The organism is Sphingomonas sp. NFR15, from assembly GCF_900103265.1.
Classification (GTDB): domain Bacteria; phylum Pseudomonadota; class Alphaproteobacteria; order Sphingomonadales; family Sphingomonadaceae; genus Sphingomonas; species Sphingomonas pollutisoli.
Genome location: NZ_FMWX01000007.1, coordinates 56,706 through 72,920, shown reverse-complemented (window position 1 = coordinate 72,920; position 16,215 = coordinate 56,706). Strand labels below are relative to the sequence as shown.

The 16,215-nt window shown below is 66.6% G+C and carries 18 protein-coding genes; 8 read left to right on the top strand and 10 right to left on the bottom strand.

Features of this window, described 5'->3' with window-relative positions; genetic code table 11:
- The first annotated feature begins 66 nt into the window (after nucleotides 1-66).
- The gene (gene hemA, locus BLS81_RS15485; RefSeq protein ID WP_256326277.1) at nucleotides 67-1,320 is read left to right on the top strand and encodes a 5-aminolevulinate synthase; all 1,254 of its coding nucleotides are present in this window, start codon (nucleotides 67-69) and stop codon (nucleotides 1,318-1,320) included.
- A gap of 415 nt (nucleotides 1,321-1,735) precedes the next feature.
- On the opposite strand, the gene BLS81_RS15480 is transcribed toward hemA, so the two are convergent.
- The 6 genes from BLS81_RS15480 to BLS81_RS15455 all read right to left on the bottom strand — a co-directional run bounded on the left by BLS81_RS15480 (nucleotide 1,736) and on the right by BLS81_RS15455 (nucleotide 6,450).
- The gene (locus BLS81_RS15480; protein WP_093225217.1) at nucleotides 1,736-2,299 is read right to left on the bottom strand and encodes a Uma2 family endonuclease; all 564 of its coding nucleotides are present in this window, start codon (nucleotides 2,297-2,299) and stop codon (nucleotides 1,736-1,738) included.
- A gap of 31 nt (nucleotides 2,300-2,330) precedes the next feature.
- Nucleotides 2,331-2,990: a class I SAM-dependent methyltransferase gene (locus tag BLS81_RS15475; protein ID WP_093225216.1), complete on the bottom strand. Its 660-nt coding sequence runs from the start codon at nucleotides 2,988-2,990 to the stop codon at nucleotides 2,331-2,333.
- On the bottom strand, nucleotides 2,990-4,216 hold the full coding sequence (locus tag BLS81_RS15470; protein WP_093225215.1) for a BtaA family protein: 1,227 nt from the start codon (nucleotides 4,214-4,216) through the stop codon (nucleotides 2,990-2,992). Before BLS81_RS15470 ends, BLS81_RS15475 begins: the two co-directional genes overlap by 1 nt.
- A 269-nt stretch (nucleotides 4,217-4,485) precedes the next feature.
- Nucleotides 4,486-5,049 carry a fasciclin domain-containing protein gene (locus BLS81_RS15465; protein ID WP_093225214.1) on the bottom strand — a complete coding sequence of 188 codons (564 nt, stop codon included), beginning with the start codon at nucleotides 5,047-5,049 and terminating at the stop codon, nucleotides 4,486-4,488.
- Nucleotides 5,050-5,134: 85 nt separating this feature from the next.
- A complete protein-coding gene (locus BLS81_RS15460) occupies nucleotides 5,135-5,869 on the bottom strand; it encodes an anti-sigma factor (RefSeq protein WP_093225212.1) in 735 nt (244 codons plus the stop codon).
- Nucleotides 5,866-6,450, bottom strand: coding sequence for a sigma-70 family RNA polymerase sigma factor (locus BLS81_RS15455; RefSeq protein WP_093225211.1), 585 nt, complete (start codon nucleotides 6,448-6,450; stop codon nucleotides 5,866-5,868). The genes BLS81_RS15460 and BLS81_RS15455 overlap by 4 nt, the downstream gene beginning before the upstream one ends.
- Nucleotides 6,451-6,559: 109 nt before the next feature.
- Between BLS81_RS15455 and BLS81_RS15450 the strand changes: the two genes are divergently transcribed.
- From BLS81_RS15450 to BLS81_RS15435, 4 genes are all read left to right on the top strand, one after another.
- Entirely contained in the window at nucleotides 6,560-7,009 is a 450-nt protein-coding gene (locus tag BLS81_RS15450; protein ID WP_093225209.1) for an RpiB/LacA/LacB family sugar-phosphate isomerase, read from the top strand.
- Nucleotides 7,006-8,331 (top strand): serine hydroxymethyltransferase, encoded by a 1,326-nt coding sequence (gene glyA / locus BLS81_RS15445; RefSeq protein ID WP_093225208.1) that lies wholly within the window; start codon nucleotides 7,006-7,008, stop codon nucleotides 8,329-8,331. Before BLS81_RS15450 ends, glyA begins: the two co-directional genes overlap by 4 nt.
- A gap of 1 nt (nucleotide 8,332) precedes the next feature.
- Nucleotides 8,333-8,809 (top strand): transcriptional regulator NrdR, encoded by a 477-nt coding sequence (gene nrdR / locus BLS81_RS15440; protein ID WP_093225206.1) that lies wholly within the window; start codon nucleotides 8,333-8,335, stop codon nucleotides 8,807-8,809.
- 144 nt (nucleotides 8,810-8,953) lie between these two features.
- Nucleotides 8,954-10,114 (top strand): TrmH family RNA methyltransferase, encoded by a 1,161-nt coding sequence (locus BLS81_RS15435; protein ID WP_093225204.1) that lies wholly within the window; start codon nucleotides 8,954-8,956, stop codon nucleotides 10,112-10,114.
- An 89-nt stretch (nucleotides 10,115-10,203) separates the two neighbouring features.
- Here the strand turns inward: BLS81_RS15435 and BLS81_RS15430 are convergent, their stop codons facing one another.
- Nucleotides 10,204-11,097, bottom strand: coding sequence for a phosphatase PAP2 family protein (locus BLS81_RS15430; protein ID WP_256326276.1), 894 nt, complete (start codon nucleotides 11,095-11,097; stop codon nucleotides 10,204-10,206).
- Nucleotides 11,098-11,344: 247 nt separating this feature from the next.
- Nucleotides 11,345-11,752, bottom strand: coding sequence for an EVE domain-containing protein (locus tag BLS81_RS15425; RefSeq protein ID WP_093225203.1), 408 nt, complete (start codon nucleotides 11,750-11,752; stop codon nucleotides 11,345-11,347).
- A gap of 154 nt (nucleotides 11,753-11,906) precedes the next feature.
- Between BLS81_RS15425 and BLS81_RS15420 the strand changes: the two genes are divergently transcribed.
- Both BLS81_RS15420 and BLS81_RS15415 read left to right on the top strand, forming a co-directional pair.
- Nucleotides 11,907-12,275 carry a hypothetical protein gene (locus BLS81_RS15420; RefSeq protein WP_093225201.1) on the top strand — a complete coding sequence of 123 codons (369 nt, stop codon included), beginning with the start codon at nucleotides 11,907-11,909 and terminating at the stop codon, nucleotides 12,273-12,275.
- Between the two features lie 95 nt (nucleotides 12,276-12,370).
- Entirely contained in the window at nucleotides 12,371-12,637 is a 267-nt protein-coding gene (locus tag BLS81_RS15415) for a DUF3297 family protein (RefSeq protein WP_093225200.1), read from the top strand.
- A gap of 220 nt (nucleotides 12,638-12,857) precedes the next feature.
- Here BLS81_RS15415 and BLS81_RS15410 read toward each other — a convergent pair whose 3' ends face one another.
- Together BLS81_RS15410 and BLS81_RS15405 are read right to left on the bottom strand one after the other, a co-directional pair.
- Complete coding sequence (locus BLS81_RS15410) at nucleotides 12,858-13,658, bottom strand: LytR/AlgR family response regulator transcription factor (protein ID WP_093225199.1); 801 nt, start codon at nucleotides 13,656-13,658, stop codon at nucleotides 12,858-12,860.
- Entirely contained in the window at nucleotides 13,655-14,761 is a 1,107-nt protein-coding gene (locus tag BLS81_RS15405) for a sensor histidine kinase (RefSeq protein WP_093225197.1), read from the bottom strand. The genes BLS81_RS15410 and BLS81_RS15405 overlap by 4 nt, the downstream gene beginning before the upstream one ends.
- Before the next feature lie 253 nt (nucleotides 14,762-15,014).
- Between BLS81_RS15405 and BLS81_RS15400 the strand changes: the two genes are divergently transcribed.
- Nucleotides 15,015-16,214 carry a toxic anion resistance protein gene (locus BLS81_RS15400; RefSeq protein WP_093225196.1) on the top strand — a complete coding sequence of 400 codons (1,200 nt, stop codon included), beginning with the start codon at nucleotides 15,015-15,017 and terminating at the stop codon, nucleotides 16,212-16,214.
- Nucleotide 16,215: the final 1 nt, after the last annotated feature.

The following is a 16,215-nucleotide window of genomic DNA, read 5'->3' as shown; positions in this document are numbered from 1 at the left end:
GCGTCGCATAATGCCTTCGTATGGTGGCTGTGCAAATCGCTGGAATTCGGGAGGGGGTGGGTCTAGATGCCGACAATCATGGAATCGCATGCACCGGCGCGCGGGGTCGATTACTCGCGGATCTTCACCCAGGCGATCGACCGGCTGCACGCCGAAGGCCGCTACCGTGTCTTCATAGACATCCTGCGCAACAAGGGCGCCTATCCCAACGCGCGCTGCTTCGCCGGGCATAACGGCCCCAAGCCGATCACGGTGTGGTGCTCGAACGACTATCTCGCGATGGGCCAGCACCCCAAGGTGATCGCGGCGATGGAGGAGGCGCTCCACGACGTCGGCGCCGGCTCGGGCGGCACGCGCAACATCGGCGGCAACACGCATTACCATGTCGATCTCGAAGCCGAACTCGCCGATCTGCACGGCAAGCAGGGCGCCTTGCTCTTTACCTCGGGCTATGTCTCGAACGAGGCGACGCTGGCGACGCTCGCCAAGATCCTGCCCGGCTGCATCATCTTCTCGGACGAACTCAACCACGCCTCGATGATCGCGGGCATCCGCAACGCCGGCTGCGAGAAGTTCGTGTTCCGCCACAACGATCTCGACCATCTCGAGGAATTGCTGGCCGCCGCCGACCCGGCCGCGCCGAAACTGATCGCGTTCGAGAGCGTCTATTCGATGGAAGGCGATATCGCGCCGATCGCGGCGATCTGCGACCTCGCGGACAAATACAACGCGCTGACCTATCTCGACGAGGTTCACGCGGTCGGCATGTACGGCGCGCGCGGCGGCGGCATTTCGGAACGCGACGGCGTCGCCGACCGGCTGACCATCATCGAGGGCACGCTCGGCAAGGCGTTCGGGGTGATGGGCGGCTATATCGCGGCCGATCAGATGATCGTCGACGTGATCCGCAGCTATGCGCCCGGCTTTATCTTCACCACCTCGCTGTCGCCGGTGCTGGTCGCGGGCGTGCTGGCGAGCGTGCGCCACCTCAAGGCGTCGAGCGCCGAGCGCGACGCGCAGCAGGCCGCCGCCGCGAAGCTCAAGGCGATGCTCTCCGAAGCCGGTCTGCCGGTGATGCCGGGCGACACGCATATCGTGCCGCTGATGGTCGGCGATCCGGCGCGCGCCAAGAAGATCAGCGACATCCTGCTCGCCGAATACGGCGTGTACGTCCAGCCGATCAACTACCCCACCGTCCCGCGCGGCACCGAGCGGCTGCGCTTCACCCCCGGCCCCGCACACGACGAAGCGATGATGCGCGAGCTGACCGAGGCGCTGTCCGAGATCTGGAGCCGGCTGGAACTGCGCAAGGCCGCCTGATCCGGGCGGAACTGGCGGCGATGTCCGCGGTTATGTCACGATAACCGCAACGAAGGGCATCACGATGGGAAAAGGCTGCATTCTCTGGCTGTTGGGCGTGCCGCTGCCGGTGATTCTGGTGCTGTACCTGATCTTCCATCACTGATCGCACGGCGGCTAACGACCCGTTCGCCCTGCGGCTGTCGAAGGCGGCACACACCCCCGCCACTCACCCTGAGCGAAGTCGAAGGGCGGCCCACGCCCCCGCCGTTCGCCCTGAGCGAAGTCGAAGGGCAGCCCACACCCCGCCGTTCGGCCTGAGCGAAGTCGAAGAGCAACCCACACCCCCGCCGTTCGCCCTGAGCGAAGTCGAAGGGCGGGCCTCGGGCACGACGCTCGATAAGACCCGCACGAACGGTGCGCTGGCCCCGGGACTTCAGTCGATCACGATCGTTCCGGCGCCCGGCACCGCCAAGGGTTGCCCGAACCGCACCGTATTGATCGCCGCATAATCGCCATCCAACGGTTCGGTGAACACATGAATGGCCGAGCGAACGCTATCGACGACCCAATAGGTTTCGATACCGGCTGAGGCGTATTTGATCCGCTTGATGTCCTTATCTCGCGACACCGTCGTCTCCGCGATTTCAATGACGAGCATCACGTCCGACGGTTCAAGGATTCGTGTCTGTTCCACTGGCGCGTACAGCGCGGCGACGTCACAGATCAGAACCGTGTCCGCATCCACGCTTATGCCCGTTTCGACCGTCAACCGCTCTTTGGGCAGAACCGAAGCCAGCGCCAGACCGACCCAGAATTGTCGCTGACCGTGGCCGCTCATCGGTGGGGTCATACGTTCGAGGACTCCGTCGATGAGCTCAACCCTCATGGCGCTGAATGCGCCGGTCTCGACCATTTTCAGGAATTCAGCCGCAGTGAAGCGCGCCCGCGTATCGACTGCCGTGGCGCCGAGTGTATCGATTCGGCCGAGCGAGTTCATGGCGCGATCCTACCACACCCGCCGCCCGTCGTTAACCTGCCCGGCTCAACCGTGCCGACCAGGCATAGCCATTGCGGAGCGAGGCGAAGCTCGCGGTCAGCCCGGCGTCGCGCGCGACCGAGCAGGCCGCCCCCTTCAGGTCCGAACGCGGCGTCACGTCGAACTGCGCGAGCCACGCAAACAGCACCGTCTTGAACGCGCCCGGCAACCGCTCCTGCTGGCCGAAATCGACGATGTCGAGTCGCCCGCCGGGCGCGAGCTTGCCCGCGCCCTCGCGTAGCGCGCCCTTCCAGTCGGGGATCATCGACAGCGTATAGCTCTGGAAGATGCGGTCGAACGCCGCCACCCCGAACAGCGCCACCGTGTCGAACGCGGTCGCATCGCCCTGCGCGAGCGTGATGCGATCGCCGAGCCCGGCCTTGGCGACATTGGCGCGCGCCGTCTCCAGCATCGCCTCCGAGATATCGATCCCGTAATAGCGCGCGTCCGGCCACGTCTTCGCCGCCGCGATCAGGTTGCGCCCGGTACCGCAGCCGATCTCCAGCACGCTCCCGCCCGGCGGCGGCGCGAGATCGCGGATCAGCGCGTCGCGGCCGAGCAGATAATATTTGCGGGTGAGATCGTAGAAATGGCGCTGCGTCTTGTAGATCGCATCCATGTGCCCGGCATGGCCGGAGTCGATCGCAGCCATTATTTCAGGACGTACAGGTGGACGCCGCCATAGATCGAGGAGCGGTCGCGCTTGGTGTAATCGAGCGACTCCTCGGCGCGGTAATCCCATTTCGCGAGGATCTCGTCGGGCACGCGGCCCGGCAGGATCGTCTCGATCCCGGCGGTGCGGAACAGCACGCGCGCGCCCGGCTTGGCGGTGCGGGTGATCTCGCTCCACAGATCGGTGAGCTGCTGGTCGGTCATCCAGTCCTGCGCGTCGAGCAGGATGTAGCGATCGAGCGACGCATCCTCGCGCGAGCGCAGGTAATCGGTGAAGTTGGTGTGGCGCACCTCGATCCGGCTGACGCGCTCGACGATCTCGGCGTAATGCGCCTTCTGGAGATACGGCGGCAGCGGCGCATTGGGGTCTTCGCTATAGCCGCGGTTGAACGCCTGCCACGCGAAATAATTGTCCTTGAGGTCGAAGTCGCAGGCGAGCTTCTCGAGCCGCTCCCGCAGCACCACCGCCATCTTCTCGTCGCCGGCCAGCGCCTCATATTGCGCGGGCGGGATGCCGAGCCCGAACAGCGATGCCGGCTGGTCGGTCAGCCACTTGACGAAACCCTTGTCGAACACCGGCGCGAACTCGCGGTCGAAGATCTCGCGCTGTTCCTCGATCGTCTTGGCCTTGAGCAGCGCCTTGGGGTTGGCGCCGTTCAGCCGCGCGATCAAATGCGCCGCGCCGATGAAATTGCCGAGCAGCCCGCGCTTGTACACGCCCTTGGCGAACCCGCCGATCCGCCGCCGGCCGACCATGTCGCGGCCTTCCCAATAGCGCTTGCTGGTCTCGTCGAGGAACGGGCGCACATAGGTGCGATAGGCGAGGATGTTGGCGCGGCTGTTGGCGCGCGCGAAGAAGCGGTGGAAGGTCTGGTAATCCGGCAGGTGCCGCGCCGCGACCAGCTTGAGCTTGTTGAGCGCGATGTGCGCGGTGTTGAGATCGACCGCGGTGATCGCCTTCGGATTCGCGGTCAGATACGAAAGCACGTTGCAGCCGCCCGACGCGATCGTCACGACATGGCTGTCGGGCGTGATCGCCAGCGCCTCCATGTCGACCGCCGGGTCTTCCCATATCTGTGCGTACACCAGGCCGCGGAAGGCGAAGGTGAAGGCGCGTTCGAGAATGCCCTGCTTCGAGAGGTGTTCGTGGCGGTGAACCGCCGCACGCACGGCGCGGTTCTTGGGGGGGCGGGCAGCGGTGGCCATTACAATCTCCTGCGGGCCGGGCGGATGACGCGCGGCGCTCGCCTACGACAATGCGATGACGCTTCCATGACGCGTCCGCGACCAAATGAAAAGAACCTGTCGACGGAGAGTTCCGCCGACAGGTTCCGGTACGCCTCCCAGGCGGCTTCGGAGAAATCGCCGTCCGGGGCACACGCCTTTCGCCCGGGGGAGGGGAAAGGCCGATCAGATACGCAGCGCATCGCCGCCTGGATGCGCGCGGATCGACCGGTTCGCCGCGCTACGCTGCCTCAGGGCATCAACACCGTGTCGATCACGTGGATCACGCCGTTCGACTGGTACACATCGGCGACGGTGATCTTGGCGGTATCGCCCTTGCCATCCATCACCACCCAGCCGGCGCCCATCTTCTTGAAGCTGAGCGTGCCGCCCTCCACGGTCGCATAAGTGGCGGTGCCCATGTTCGCCTTGGCCTTGGCGGCGATGTCGGCGGCGGAAATGCGCCCCGGCACGACATGATAGGTGAGGATGCTGGTCAACGTCGCCTTGTTCTCGGGCTTCACCAGCGTATCGACCGTGCCGGCAGGCAGTTTGGCGAACGCGGCGTTGGTCGGCGCGAACACGGTGAAGGGTCCGGGGCCGCTCAGCGTCTCGACGAGACCGGCGGCCTTCACCGCCGCGACCAGAGTCGTATGATCCTTCGAGTTGACGGCATTCTCGACGATCGTCTTGGTCGGATACATCGCCGCACCGCCAACCATCGGGTTGGGTTTTGCGATCGCGGGCGCGGCAACGACGGTCGCGCTGCCGAGGACGAGAGCGACGGCCAGGCCGGCGCGGAAGATAGATGTCATGGGAGAACTCTCCTGTCTCGCGCCGGGTTTTGGCGCGAGGCAGGTACGGGCGAGCCGGCGAATGGACGCACGGGCGGGCCGAAGCTCAGACTCGCGAGAGATCACCCTTCAACACGATCGCCCCGGTGGGAAGGCCGGTCGGCGAGCCACCCGCGGGCTCGATCGTGACCGCGAGCGTCGCGCCCACCGTCAACTGGCGGCGAATCGCGGACGCGGGCGTTACGCGCGTCGTCGCGCCCGCGCTGAGCAGCCCGAGCGAATGCGGCGTCTTGTCGGCGCCGATCACCCACAGTTCGGCGCTGCGCCCGGCGGCGGGCGTTTCGGCGGCGGTCAGCCGCAACACGCCACGGCCGGAATCGTACACGGCGGCGATCGCGGTGCCCTTGGCGGTCGGCGCGAGCGAGGCGACGAGCAGCGGCTGGGTGGGCGCGACGACCGGCGCGTGCGACGGCGGCGGCTCTTGTGGCGGACGCGCGACGACGAACACCAGCAGCCCCGCCGCAGCGACGCTGGTCAGACCCGCCACCATCGGCCAGAACCGTCCGCGCGCCGGTGCTGCGGCCGCGAACGGCGCATCGATCGACCGCTCGACCCGCTCGAATACGCCGTCCGGCGCGGCGACCTCCGTCCAGACGTCGAAGAGTTGCGCGAGATAGACGCGCCACGTCTCGACACGCTGAGCGAACCCGGGTTCGGCGAGGACACGGCGCAGCGCGGTGGCGCGCTCCTCACCCTCCAGCACGCCGAGCGCCAGTTCGGCGGCGGCGACATCGGGCAGATCTTCCGGTGGCAGATCGTCAGGTGTGCGAATGTCGTTCATGCCTCGAGACACTCCCGCAAGCGCGCGAGGCCACGCCGCACCCAGCTCTTCATCGTGCCGAGCGGCACGTTCATCCGTTCCGCCAGTTCGGCATAGGTCACGCCCTGGAAGAAGGCGGTGCGGATCGACTCGCGCTGGTTGCCGTCGAGTTCGTCGAGGCAGCGCAGCAGGCTGTGCGCCTCCTCGTCCGCGATCAGCGTCTCGCTCGCCAGCGGCGCGGCGTCGGCGACCTCGGGTGCTTCCTCGATCGGCGCTGAGCGGCGCGAACCCTGCACGCGCCGCCAGTCGATCGCGCGGTTGCGCGCGATCGTTGCCAGCCAGGTGATCGGGCTCGCGCGCGACGGTTCATAGGCCCCCGCCCGCTTCCACACCGTCAGATAGACATCATGTAACACATCCGCCGCCGCTTCCCGTTCACCGCAGATACGCAGGCAGATGCCAAAAAGCTTCGCATTGGTGCGAACATAGAGGTCGCGGAACGCCGCGCGATCCTCCTCGCCGGTGCGCACCAGAATCTCGGTGAGTTCCGCCCGCGCCGCCGCGTCGCGTCCTCGGGTCGGTGCGGCGGGCGGAACCGGCATGCGGCCCGCTCTATGATCTAACGTGAGCCGGGGCAACAGCGGTGTGGCATTTGCATGACGGTTTGCGTAAGAGCCGCGCGTCTGCATCGCCTCGGGGACTCGCGCCGTCTTGCACATCGCTTTCGCTTCCGATCACGCCGCCGTCGATCTCAAGGCGGCGCTCGTCGCCTGGGCGCGCGCCGCCGGGCACGAGGTCGCCGATCTCGGCCCAGAGACGGCGGACCGAGTCGATTATCCCGATTACGGCTACAAGCTCGCCGCGCACCTCGCCTCGGGCGCGGCCGATTTCGGCGTGGCGCTGTGCGGGTCTGGCATCGGCATCTCGATCGCGGTCAACCGCAATCCGGCGTGCCGCTGCGCTTTGGTGTCCGATCCCTATGCCGCCGCGCTCGCGCGCCAGCATAACGACGCCAATGTCATCGCGATGGGCGCGCGGCTGATCGGCCCCGACATGGCGCAGGCGTGCCTCGAATCCTTCCTCGCCGCCGCATTCGCCGGCGGCCGCCATCAACCCCGCGTCGACAAGCTCGGCGCCCTTGCCGAAAGGGAAAGCGCATGAGCACCCAGATCCTCGACCCCAAGCCCTTGAATCAGGTCCAGCCCGACGGCTTCTTCACGCGCGGCCTCGCCGACGCCGATCCCGCCGTGTTCGCCGGTGTGCGCCACGAACTCAAGCGCGAGCAGGACCAGATCGAGCTGATCGCGTCCGAAAACATCGTCTCGCGCGCGGTGCTCGAAGCGCAAGGCTCGGTGTTCACCAACAAATATGCGGAAGGATATCCCGGCAAGCGCTATTATCAGGGCTGCCACCCGTCGGACGAGGTCGAGCAGCTCGCGATCGACCGCGCCAAGCAGCTCTTCGGCTGCGGCTTCGCCAACGTCCAGCCGCATTCGGGTGCGCAGGCCAATGGCGCGGTGATGCTCGCGCTGGTCAAGCCGGGCGAGACCGTGATGGGGCTCAGCCTCGACGCCGGTGGCCACCTGACGCACGGCGCGCGCGCCGCGATGTCGGGCAAGTGGTTCAACGCGGTGCAGTACGGCGTCGATCCGGTCAGCCACCTGATCGATTACGACCAGGTCGCCGAGATCGCCCGCGCCAACAGCCCCAAGCTCATCATCGCCGGCGGCTCGGCCTATCCGCGCGAGATCGACTTCGCGAAGTTCCGCGCGATCGCCGATGAAGTCGGCGCCTATTTCATGGTCGATATGGCGCATTTCGCGGGCCTCGTCGCCGCCGGGCTCCACCCCTCGCCGCTCCCGCACGCGCATGTCGTCACCACCACCACGCACAAGACGCTGCGCGGACCGCGTGGCGGCATGGTGCTGACCAATGACGAGGCGATCGCCAAGAAGATCAACTCGGCGGTGTTCCCGGGGCTCCAGGGCGGCCCGCTGATGCACGTCATCGCCGCCAAGGCGGTGGCGTTCGGCGAAGCGCTGCGGCCTGAGTTCAAGACGTACGCCGCCGCGGTGATCGAGAACGCCAAGGTGCTCGCCGCGACGCTCAAGGAGCGCGGCGCAGAAGTCGTCTCGGGCGGCACCGACACGCACCTCGCGCTGATCGATCTCACCCCGCTCGGCGTCACCGGCAAGGATGCGGACGAAGCGCTCGAACGCGCCGGCATCACCTGCAACAAGAACGGCATCCCCAACGATCCGTTGCCGCCGACCAAGACCAGCGGCATCCGCGTCGGCTCGCCCGCCGGCACGACACGCGGCTTCGGCGTCGCCGAGTTCCGCGAGATCGGCAACATGGTCGCCGACGTGCTCGACGGTCTGCGCAAGAACGGCGAACAGGGCGACGCGCAGGTCGAGGCGGACGTGCGTACGCGCGTCGCGGCGCTGTGCGCGCGCTTCCCGATCTATCCGGAAGGGGTGTGATGTGCGCTGTCCCTTCTGCGGGCACGACGACAGCCAGGTAAAGGACAGCCGCCCCACCGAGGACGGGGCGGCGATCCGCCGCCGCCGCCAGTGCGAGGGCTGCGCGGCGCGGTTCACCACGTTCGAGCGGATCCAGCTCCGCGAACTGGTCGTGCTCAAGAGCGAGGGCGCGTCCGGCACCTTCCGCCGCGAACCCTTCGACCGCGAGAAGCTGCTCCGCTCGCTGCTAATCGCCGCGCGCAAACGCCCGATCGAGCCGGTGCGGCTGGAAAAGCTGGTCTCGGGCATCCAGCGCCAATTGGAAACGCAGGGCGAGACCGAAGTACCCTCGCAACGCATCGGCGAGATGGTGATGGAGGGCCTCAAGGGCATGGACTCGGTCGCCTATATCCGCTTCGCCAGCGTGTATAAGGACTTCCGCGAAGCCAAGGACTTCGAGGAGTTCGCCGGGAATGTCAGCGCGGTGGCGAAGGGGTAAGGCACCACCCGCGACCGTTCGTGTCGAGCGAAGTCGAGACACCGGCGCTGCGGACGACCCTCGACTTCGCTCGGGACGAACGGATGGTGCGTGTGCCCGCTATCGAGCTTGTCGAGATAGCGTATCGAGGGATAGAGCCGCGCGATGAGCTTTTGGGTCTACATCCTCCGCTGCGCTGACGGCAGCTATTACACTGGCCACACCGACAACCTCGAAACGCGGATCGGCCAGCACCAATCCGGGCAGATCGAAGGCTACACGCGCTCGCGCCTGCCGGTCGAGCTTATGTGGTCGCAGGACTTTCCGTCGCGCGTCGAAGCGCTGGAAGCTGAACAACGGATCAAGCCCTGGTCGCGTGCGAAGAAAGAAGCGTTGATCGCCTCGGACTGGGCGGCACTCAGCGTCGCGGCCATGCCGCCATCGGAACGACGCGAGCGTCAGCACGCTGTCCCTCGACTTCGCTCGGGACGAACGGAGGATGAAGGCGCGTCCATTTCCCCTCCCGTTCGTGCCGAGCGAAGTCGAGGCACCGCCCCCGCGCCCTCGCCGGGCGAAGCCGAGGCACCGCGCACCACCCCACCCCCCGTCATCGTCCTCGTCCGCCCGCAGCTCGGCGAGAACATCGGCAAGGCCGCGCGCGCGATGCTCAATTTCGGGCTCACCGAGATGCGCCTCGTCGCCCCGCGCGACGGCTGGCCCAATCCCGCCGCCGGCCCCGCCGCCTCGGGCGCGGACGTCGTGCTCGAACAGGCGCAGGTGTTCGATACGCTTGCCGAAGCGATCGCCGATTGCCCCAACGTCTATGCCACCACCGTCCGCAAGCGCGGCGTGACCAAGCCGGTCGTCACCCCGGAGGTGGCGGCGCGCGCGATCCATGCCGGGCCGGGCCGCACCGCGATCCTGTTCGGCCCCGAACGCTCGGGGCTGGAGACCGACGATGTCGCGGTCGCGCGCGAGATCATCACCGTGCCGATCAACCCCGAGTTCGGCTCGCTCAACCTCGCCCAGGCGGTGATCCTGGTCGCCTACGAATGGTCGAAGGGGATCGCGCTCGCGCAGCCGCCGGAGGTCGATCTGCCCGAGCCGGCGCCGCAGGAAGACCTCGACGGGATGATCGCGCAGCTCGACGCGATGCTGGTCGACGCCAATTTCTTCTATCCGCCCGATCGTACCGTCGCGACGCGGCGGACGCTGCGCACGCTGCTCACCAAGCCGGGCTGGTCGAGCCAGGAGGTGCGCACCCTGCGCGGCGTGCTCTCGGCGCTGGCGGGCGCCAAGCGCAAGAAGGAACCGCGCGAAAAATAACCGTTCGCCCTGAGCGAAGTCGAAGGGCGTGCCAGAAGCGCTCTCTAACGGATAGCTGCTTCGACACACTCAGCACGAACGGGGTGAATTCAAACCCGGCTCGGCCGCAGCTCCCGCGCCTCGCACCTCCCGCTCCCCCGCTCGGCGGCGACGAAGCCGACCACCGCGATCGCCACCAGCGCGACCAGCATGCCGAGGATCATGTCGGAAAGGTAATGCGTGCCCTCGATCGGCGTCGACAGCAGCATCGCCACGTTGATCGCGACCACCGCCCAGCGCAGCGGGCGGATCTGCCACCCCGCCGCGATGAACACGAACGCGGCGGCGGTGTGGAAGCTCGGCGCGGAGACCAGGCCGCGCAACTGGCCCAGGTCGATCACCGTGTCGCGCCCCGCGCGCAGCGCCGGGATCAGCCCCTCCTGCCAGGTCTCGCTCTCGGGCAGATACGGCAGCGGCCCGTGCCACAGATAGGAGAGCGGGCCGACCGCCGGCATCATCGGATACAACACCAACGTGATCGTCGCCGCCAGCCAGAAGGTCGCAAGGAAGCGATAGGCGTCGGCGTTACGCCCCTCCCACGCGAACCAGCCAAGGATCACCGCCGGGGTCAGATAGATGCTGCGATAGGCGGCGGTGCCGAGCACCTGCAGGCTGCGGTGCGCGGCGACGGTATCGTACATCCCGATCCAGTCGAAGCCGATCAGCCGGTCGGCATGCTGGAGCGCGGCATCGCTGAACCCCTGCGACATCGCCGCGAGCGGATAGGAGGCGACCGCGCCCATCAGCACCATCGCGGTCAGCGCGGCGTAGAAGGCGCCGGTCCGCGCCGCGATCACCAGCAGCGGCGCGCGCCACCGCCGTGCCGCGAGCCGCAGCGCCACGACCGTCAGCGCGGCGGCAGCGAACGGCAGGTTGCTCGGGCTCCACGGATCTATGCTCAGCCCGGCATGATGCAGCAGCGCCACCAACACGATAAACGACATCAGGAGGCCCGAGGCGATCCATTTGGGCGCGGAGGAGAGGGTCAACACGGTCGATCAGAAGCTCCGGGGTGCCGGGCGGCACGAGAGCCGTGCCACGCGAATCACGCACGCTATAGCGTGTTACACATAAATGACAGCCCTGTGCGCCGCACCGGATATCGGCGCGCTGAACCCGGCATGACATGGCTGTCATGCGGGCTGTCATCCGGGCTGTCATCCGGCGCTGTCATTCGCCGGGCCGGTGCGTTCAGGCGGTGAGACCGCCCAACGCGAGCACCACGCCCCATGCCTCCGCATCGACCGGACTGACCGACAGGCGCGACTGGCGCAGCATCTCCAGCCCGGCGAGCCGCGGCTCGGCCTTGATCGCCGCCAGCGTGACCGGTGTGGGCATCGCCGCCACCGGCGCGACCGCGACCGACACCCAGCGCGGCTGATCGCCGTCCTGCCGCGCGCTCCGCACGACCTCCATCACGCCGACGACGGCCTTCTCCTTGCCCGAATGGTAGAAGAACGCGCGGTCGCCCACCGCCACCGCCTTCAGGTGCAGCGCCGCCGCCGGGTTGCGCACCCCGGTCCACTCGGTCGTGCCCTCGGCGACCAGATCGGCCCAGGTATAACTTTCCGGTTCCGATTTCATCAGCCAATATGCCATTGTCCGCTCCGTGCCCGATCGCGCGTATAAACCGTGGCTTAACGCTCCATTCCGAGCGTGTTCAGACCGACTCGGCTAGTCAAGTGCAACAAGCTGGTCCACCGAAGCGTTACGTCGGTCTCTGCGGACGGGCTTTGATACGAGGAGGTTGGAGATGAACGCGTTTTTGAAGAAGGCCGGTCTCGGTGTCGCCCTCGCCGCGACCGCGCTGACGGCGGCGATGCCGGCCGAGGCGCAGTGGCGCGGCGGATATCGCGGCTATCGTGGTTATCATGGCTGGCACCGGGGCGGCGACGCGACCGGCGCGGCGCTGCTCGGCGGGATCGTCGGCCTGGGCGTCGGCGCGGCGATCGCCAGCAACAACCGCGGCTATGATCGTGGCTATTACGATGGCCCGCGCGGCTATTATGCCGGCCCGCCCGCATATTATTACGACGATTATTATCGCGCTCCGCGCTGCTGGTCGTCGTGGCGCTGGGATCCCTATTACGGGGAAAACGTCCGGGTCCGCGTCTGCAACTGATCCGGCCACGCTGAACGTCGAGACGGCGCGGGCTTCCCCCGCGCCGTTTTCGCATCTGGCCTTCCCGCATATTTTCCGCCAAGAGACGCGCCATCATGACCGACACGCCCCCCGATCGCCTTTCGTCCAACCCGCGCAGCCCGTTCTTCGACGAGGCCAAGCTCTCGCGCGGAATCGGCATCCGCTTCAAGGGCAAGGAGCGCAACGATGTCGAGGAATATTGCCGCTCCGAAGGCTGGATCCGCGTCGCGCTCGGCAAGAAGGTCGATCGCAACGGCCAGCCGCTGACGCTCAAACTGTCGGGCGAGGTCGAGGCCTGGTTCGAACGCCCGGCCGAGGGCGAGGAAGAGACCCAAGCCTAATCACGTCGCCCCGGCGAAGGCCGGGGCCGGCGCGGAATTTGGCGAGCCGGTTGCCCCGAACCCGGCGGCCCCGGCCTGCGCCGGGGCGACGGATATGGCGTTGCCCAACCGTTCGTGTCGAGCGCAGTCGAGACACCTGCGCTTCGGGCATGTCCCTCGACTTCGCTCGGGACGAACGGGGAGTGGGGAAAGTGCCCATCCGCACCTCCCGCACGTCACCTCAATGCACGAACCGCGCGACCACGTCGCGGTAGCTGCGGCTCACCTTCACCTGCGCGCCGCTCCCGAGCACCAGGAAGCATTCGCCGTTGGTGTGGGGCTTCACCTCTTTGACCAGATCGAGATTGACGATCGTCGAGCGATGCACGCGCTGGAAGCGGCGCGGGTCGAGCCGTTTCTCGAGATCCTTCATCGTCTCGCGCAGGATCAGCGTGTTGTCGCCGGTGTAGATGCACATATAGTCGCCCGCCGCATCGATCCGCTCGATCGTGTCGACATCGACGCGGAAGATCTGGCCGCGATCCTTGATGTTGATGAGCTTCTCGAACCGGCTCGCCGAGACCTGGTCGCCGCCCTCGACGATATCTTCCACCGAGTCGGGCGCCACCTCGGCGAGCACCTCGCGCAGCCGGTCGACCTCCTCGACGCCGCGCTTCTCGGCGAGCCGCTGGCGCACGCGGTCGAGCGTGTCGGCGAGCCGCGCCTCGTCGACCGGCTTCATCAGATAGTCGGTCGCCTGCGCCTCGAACGCCTTCAGCGCATGGTCCGAATAGGCGGTCACGAAGACGAACAGCGGCGGTTCGACCTCCATCAGCCCCTGCACCACCGAAAAGCCGTCGAACCCGGGCATCTGGATGTCGAGGAAGACGAGATCGGGTTTGTGGGTCTTGATGGCCCGGATCGCCTCGCGGCCGTTGGCGCATTTGTCGATGATCTCGACATCCTCATGCGCTTGCAGTCTCAGCTCGAGCCCCTGGATCGCCAGGGGTTCGTCATCGACCAATATGGTACGGATCGTCATGCGGCCTCTCTCTTCGGTTCCTCTAACTGGAACGGTATTTCAATCTCGACCCCGTATCCGCCCCCCGGGATCGAACGCGTTTCGAAGCGGTGGTCAGCCCCGAAGGTCTGCGCCAGCCGCTCCCTGATATTGGCGAGCCCCACGCCAGTGGATGCGCTTGACCGCGCTTTCGTTTCATACAAGCCCGGGCCGGTATCGGATACGCCGATCTGCACCCGATCCCCGCTCAGCCGCGCGGTGACGTTGATTTCGGCCCCCTCCTCCTTCGGCGTCACCGCATATTTGATCGCATTCTCGACGAGCGGTTGCAGCAGCAGCGACGGCAGCCGCGCCTGCGACACGCGCGGGTCGATATCGAAGCTCGGTCGCAGCCGGTCCTCGAACCGCATCTTCTCTATTTCGAGATAGAGCTTCAGCGTTTCAACCTCCTGCTGCAGCGTCACGTTGGCGGTCGGCTCGTTGGCCAGCGTATAGCGCAGGAACGAGGACAGCCGGCTCAGCATCGCATTGGCGCGCTCGGTCTGCTTGAGCAGCACCAGCGTCGAGATCGAATTGAGCGTGTTGAACAGGAAATGCGGGTTGAGCTGGTAGCGCAGCATCGCGAGCTGCGCCGAACTGGCGGTATTTTCCAGCGCCGCCATCTGGTCCATCTGCGCCTCGACGATCAGGTAGAAATTGATCCCGAAGTACAGCGCCGACCAGCCCGCCAGCACGGTGAAGTTGAGGAAGATCGTCCCCAGCACCAGCCCGAGGTTGAGCCCCGGATCGGCGAGCTTGATGAACGAGAAGGAGAAGGCGTCAAGCACCGAATACAGCACCGTCGCCACCGCGAGCGTGACGATGGTCAGCAGGATCGCGGCGAGCTGCCGCTGGCGCCGGTAGTAATGGTAGAGCGTCGAGAGCAGCAGCGTGATGCAATAGCCGACGATCGATTCGACGATCACCGGCACCACGCCCGAAATGTCCTGCCCATTCGACACGCTGGAGACGCTGCGCAACAGCAGATAGCCCGACCAGCCCGCCGCCTGCAGCCGCCAGAACGCGCGCCCCTTGTCCTCGAAAAACGGCCGCGAGAAGATCGCGGGAAGGGAAAACAGCGCCATGCGGGGCATCCTAGCTTGGCTGAGCAAGGATCGCAAAATCGTCGCCCCGGCGCAGGCCGGTGCCGCTGCGTGATTTGGCGGATCGATCGCCCCAAACCCAACGGCCCCGGCCTCCGCCGGGGCGACGGTCGTGTCGCTTTCGCGGGGGAACCGGAACCGCTAGAGTGCGTCACAGCCAGAGATTGCAAAACCTCGTGTGTTATTTACATATAACAGCTTGAGACGGGCGAAACCCCCGCAAAGGAAAGAGACGATGGCCGATACCGACACGACCGAGCCGAGCCTGGTGCTGACCCCGCCCGACCCCGTGCCCGCGGTCGCGCCGGCGAAGGCGGCCGGGCTGGTGCCGGTCGACGACAAGGTCCGCACGCAATTGCAGGAGAAGGTCGCCGGCTTCGTCGACGAGCTGATCGCGCAGGACGTCAACTCGCCCGAATTCGGCAAGCGCGTCGATGCGATCGCCGCGATGGGGCAGAAGGAGATCCGCGACGCCGCCGGTCAGTCGAACCGCTTCCTCGACAGGCCCGTCAAGGCGATGGACAGCGAAAGCGGCGTCGGCGCCGATCTCACCGAACTGCGCCGCACGATCGAGAAGCTCGATCCCGCCGCCAACAGCAGCCTGCTGTCGGGCAAGGGCGGGCTCGTCAGCAAGATCTTCGGCGGCGGCATCACCAGCTATTTCGACAAATACCGCTCGTCGCAGACGCACATCAACGCGATCCTCAAGACGCTCGCGCGCGGCAAGGACGAGCTGTTGATGGACAATGCCGCGATCGATACCGAGCGCGCCAATCTGTGGGCGGCGATGGGCCGGCTCGAACAGATGATCGTCCTGTCCAGGGAAATGGACGCCCGGCTCGAGGATAAGGCCAACGAGCTCGACCATAGCGACCCCGCCAAGGCCAAGGCGATCCGCGAGACCGCGCTCTTCTACGTCCGCCAGCGCACGCAGGATCTGCTGACGCAAATGGCGGTGACGGTGCAGGGGTATCTCGCGCTCGATCTCGTCAAGAAGAACAATGTCGAGCTGGTCAAGGGCGTCGATCGCGCCTCCACCACCACCGTCTCGGCGCTGCGCACCGCCGTCACCGTCGCGCAGGCGCTCGCCAACCAGAAGCTGGTGCTCGACCAGATCACCGCGCTCAACACCACCACCGCCAACATTATCGATTCGACCGGCAAGCTGCTCAAGAGCCAGACCGCCGCGATCCACGAACAGGCCGCCGCCTCGACGATCCCCGTCGAGACGCTCCAGCGCGCGTTCCAGAACATCTACGACACGATGGACGCGATCGACACGTTCAAGCTGAAGGCGCTCGATTCGATGAAGACCACGGTCAACACGCTGTCGAGCGAGGTCGAGAAGTCGAAGGGCTATATCGCCCGCGCCGAAGGCGCCGCGCAGAACGCGGTTTCGGGCCCGAACAGCAGCTTCAAGCTGGAGGCGGTGTGAC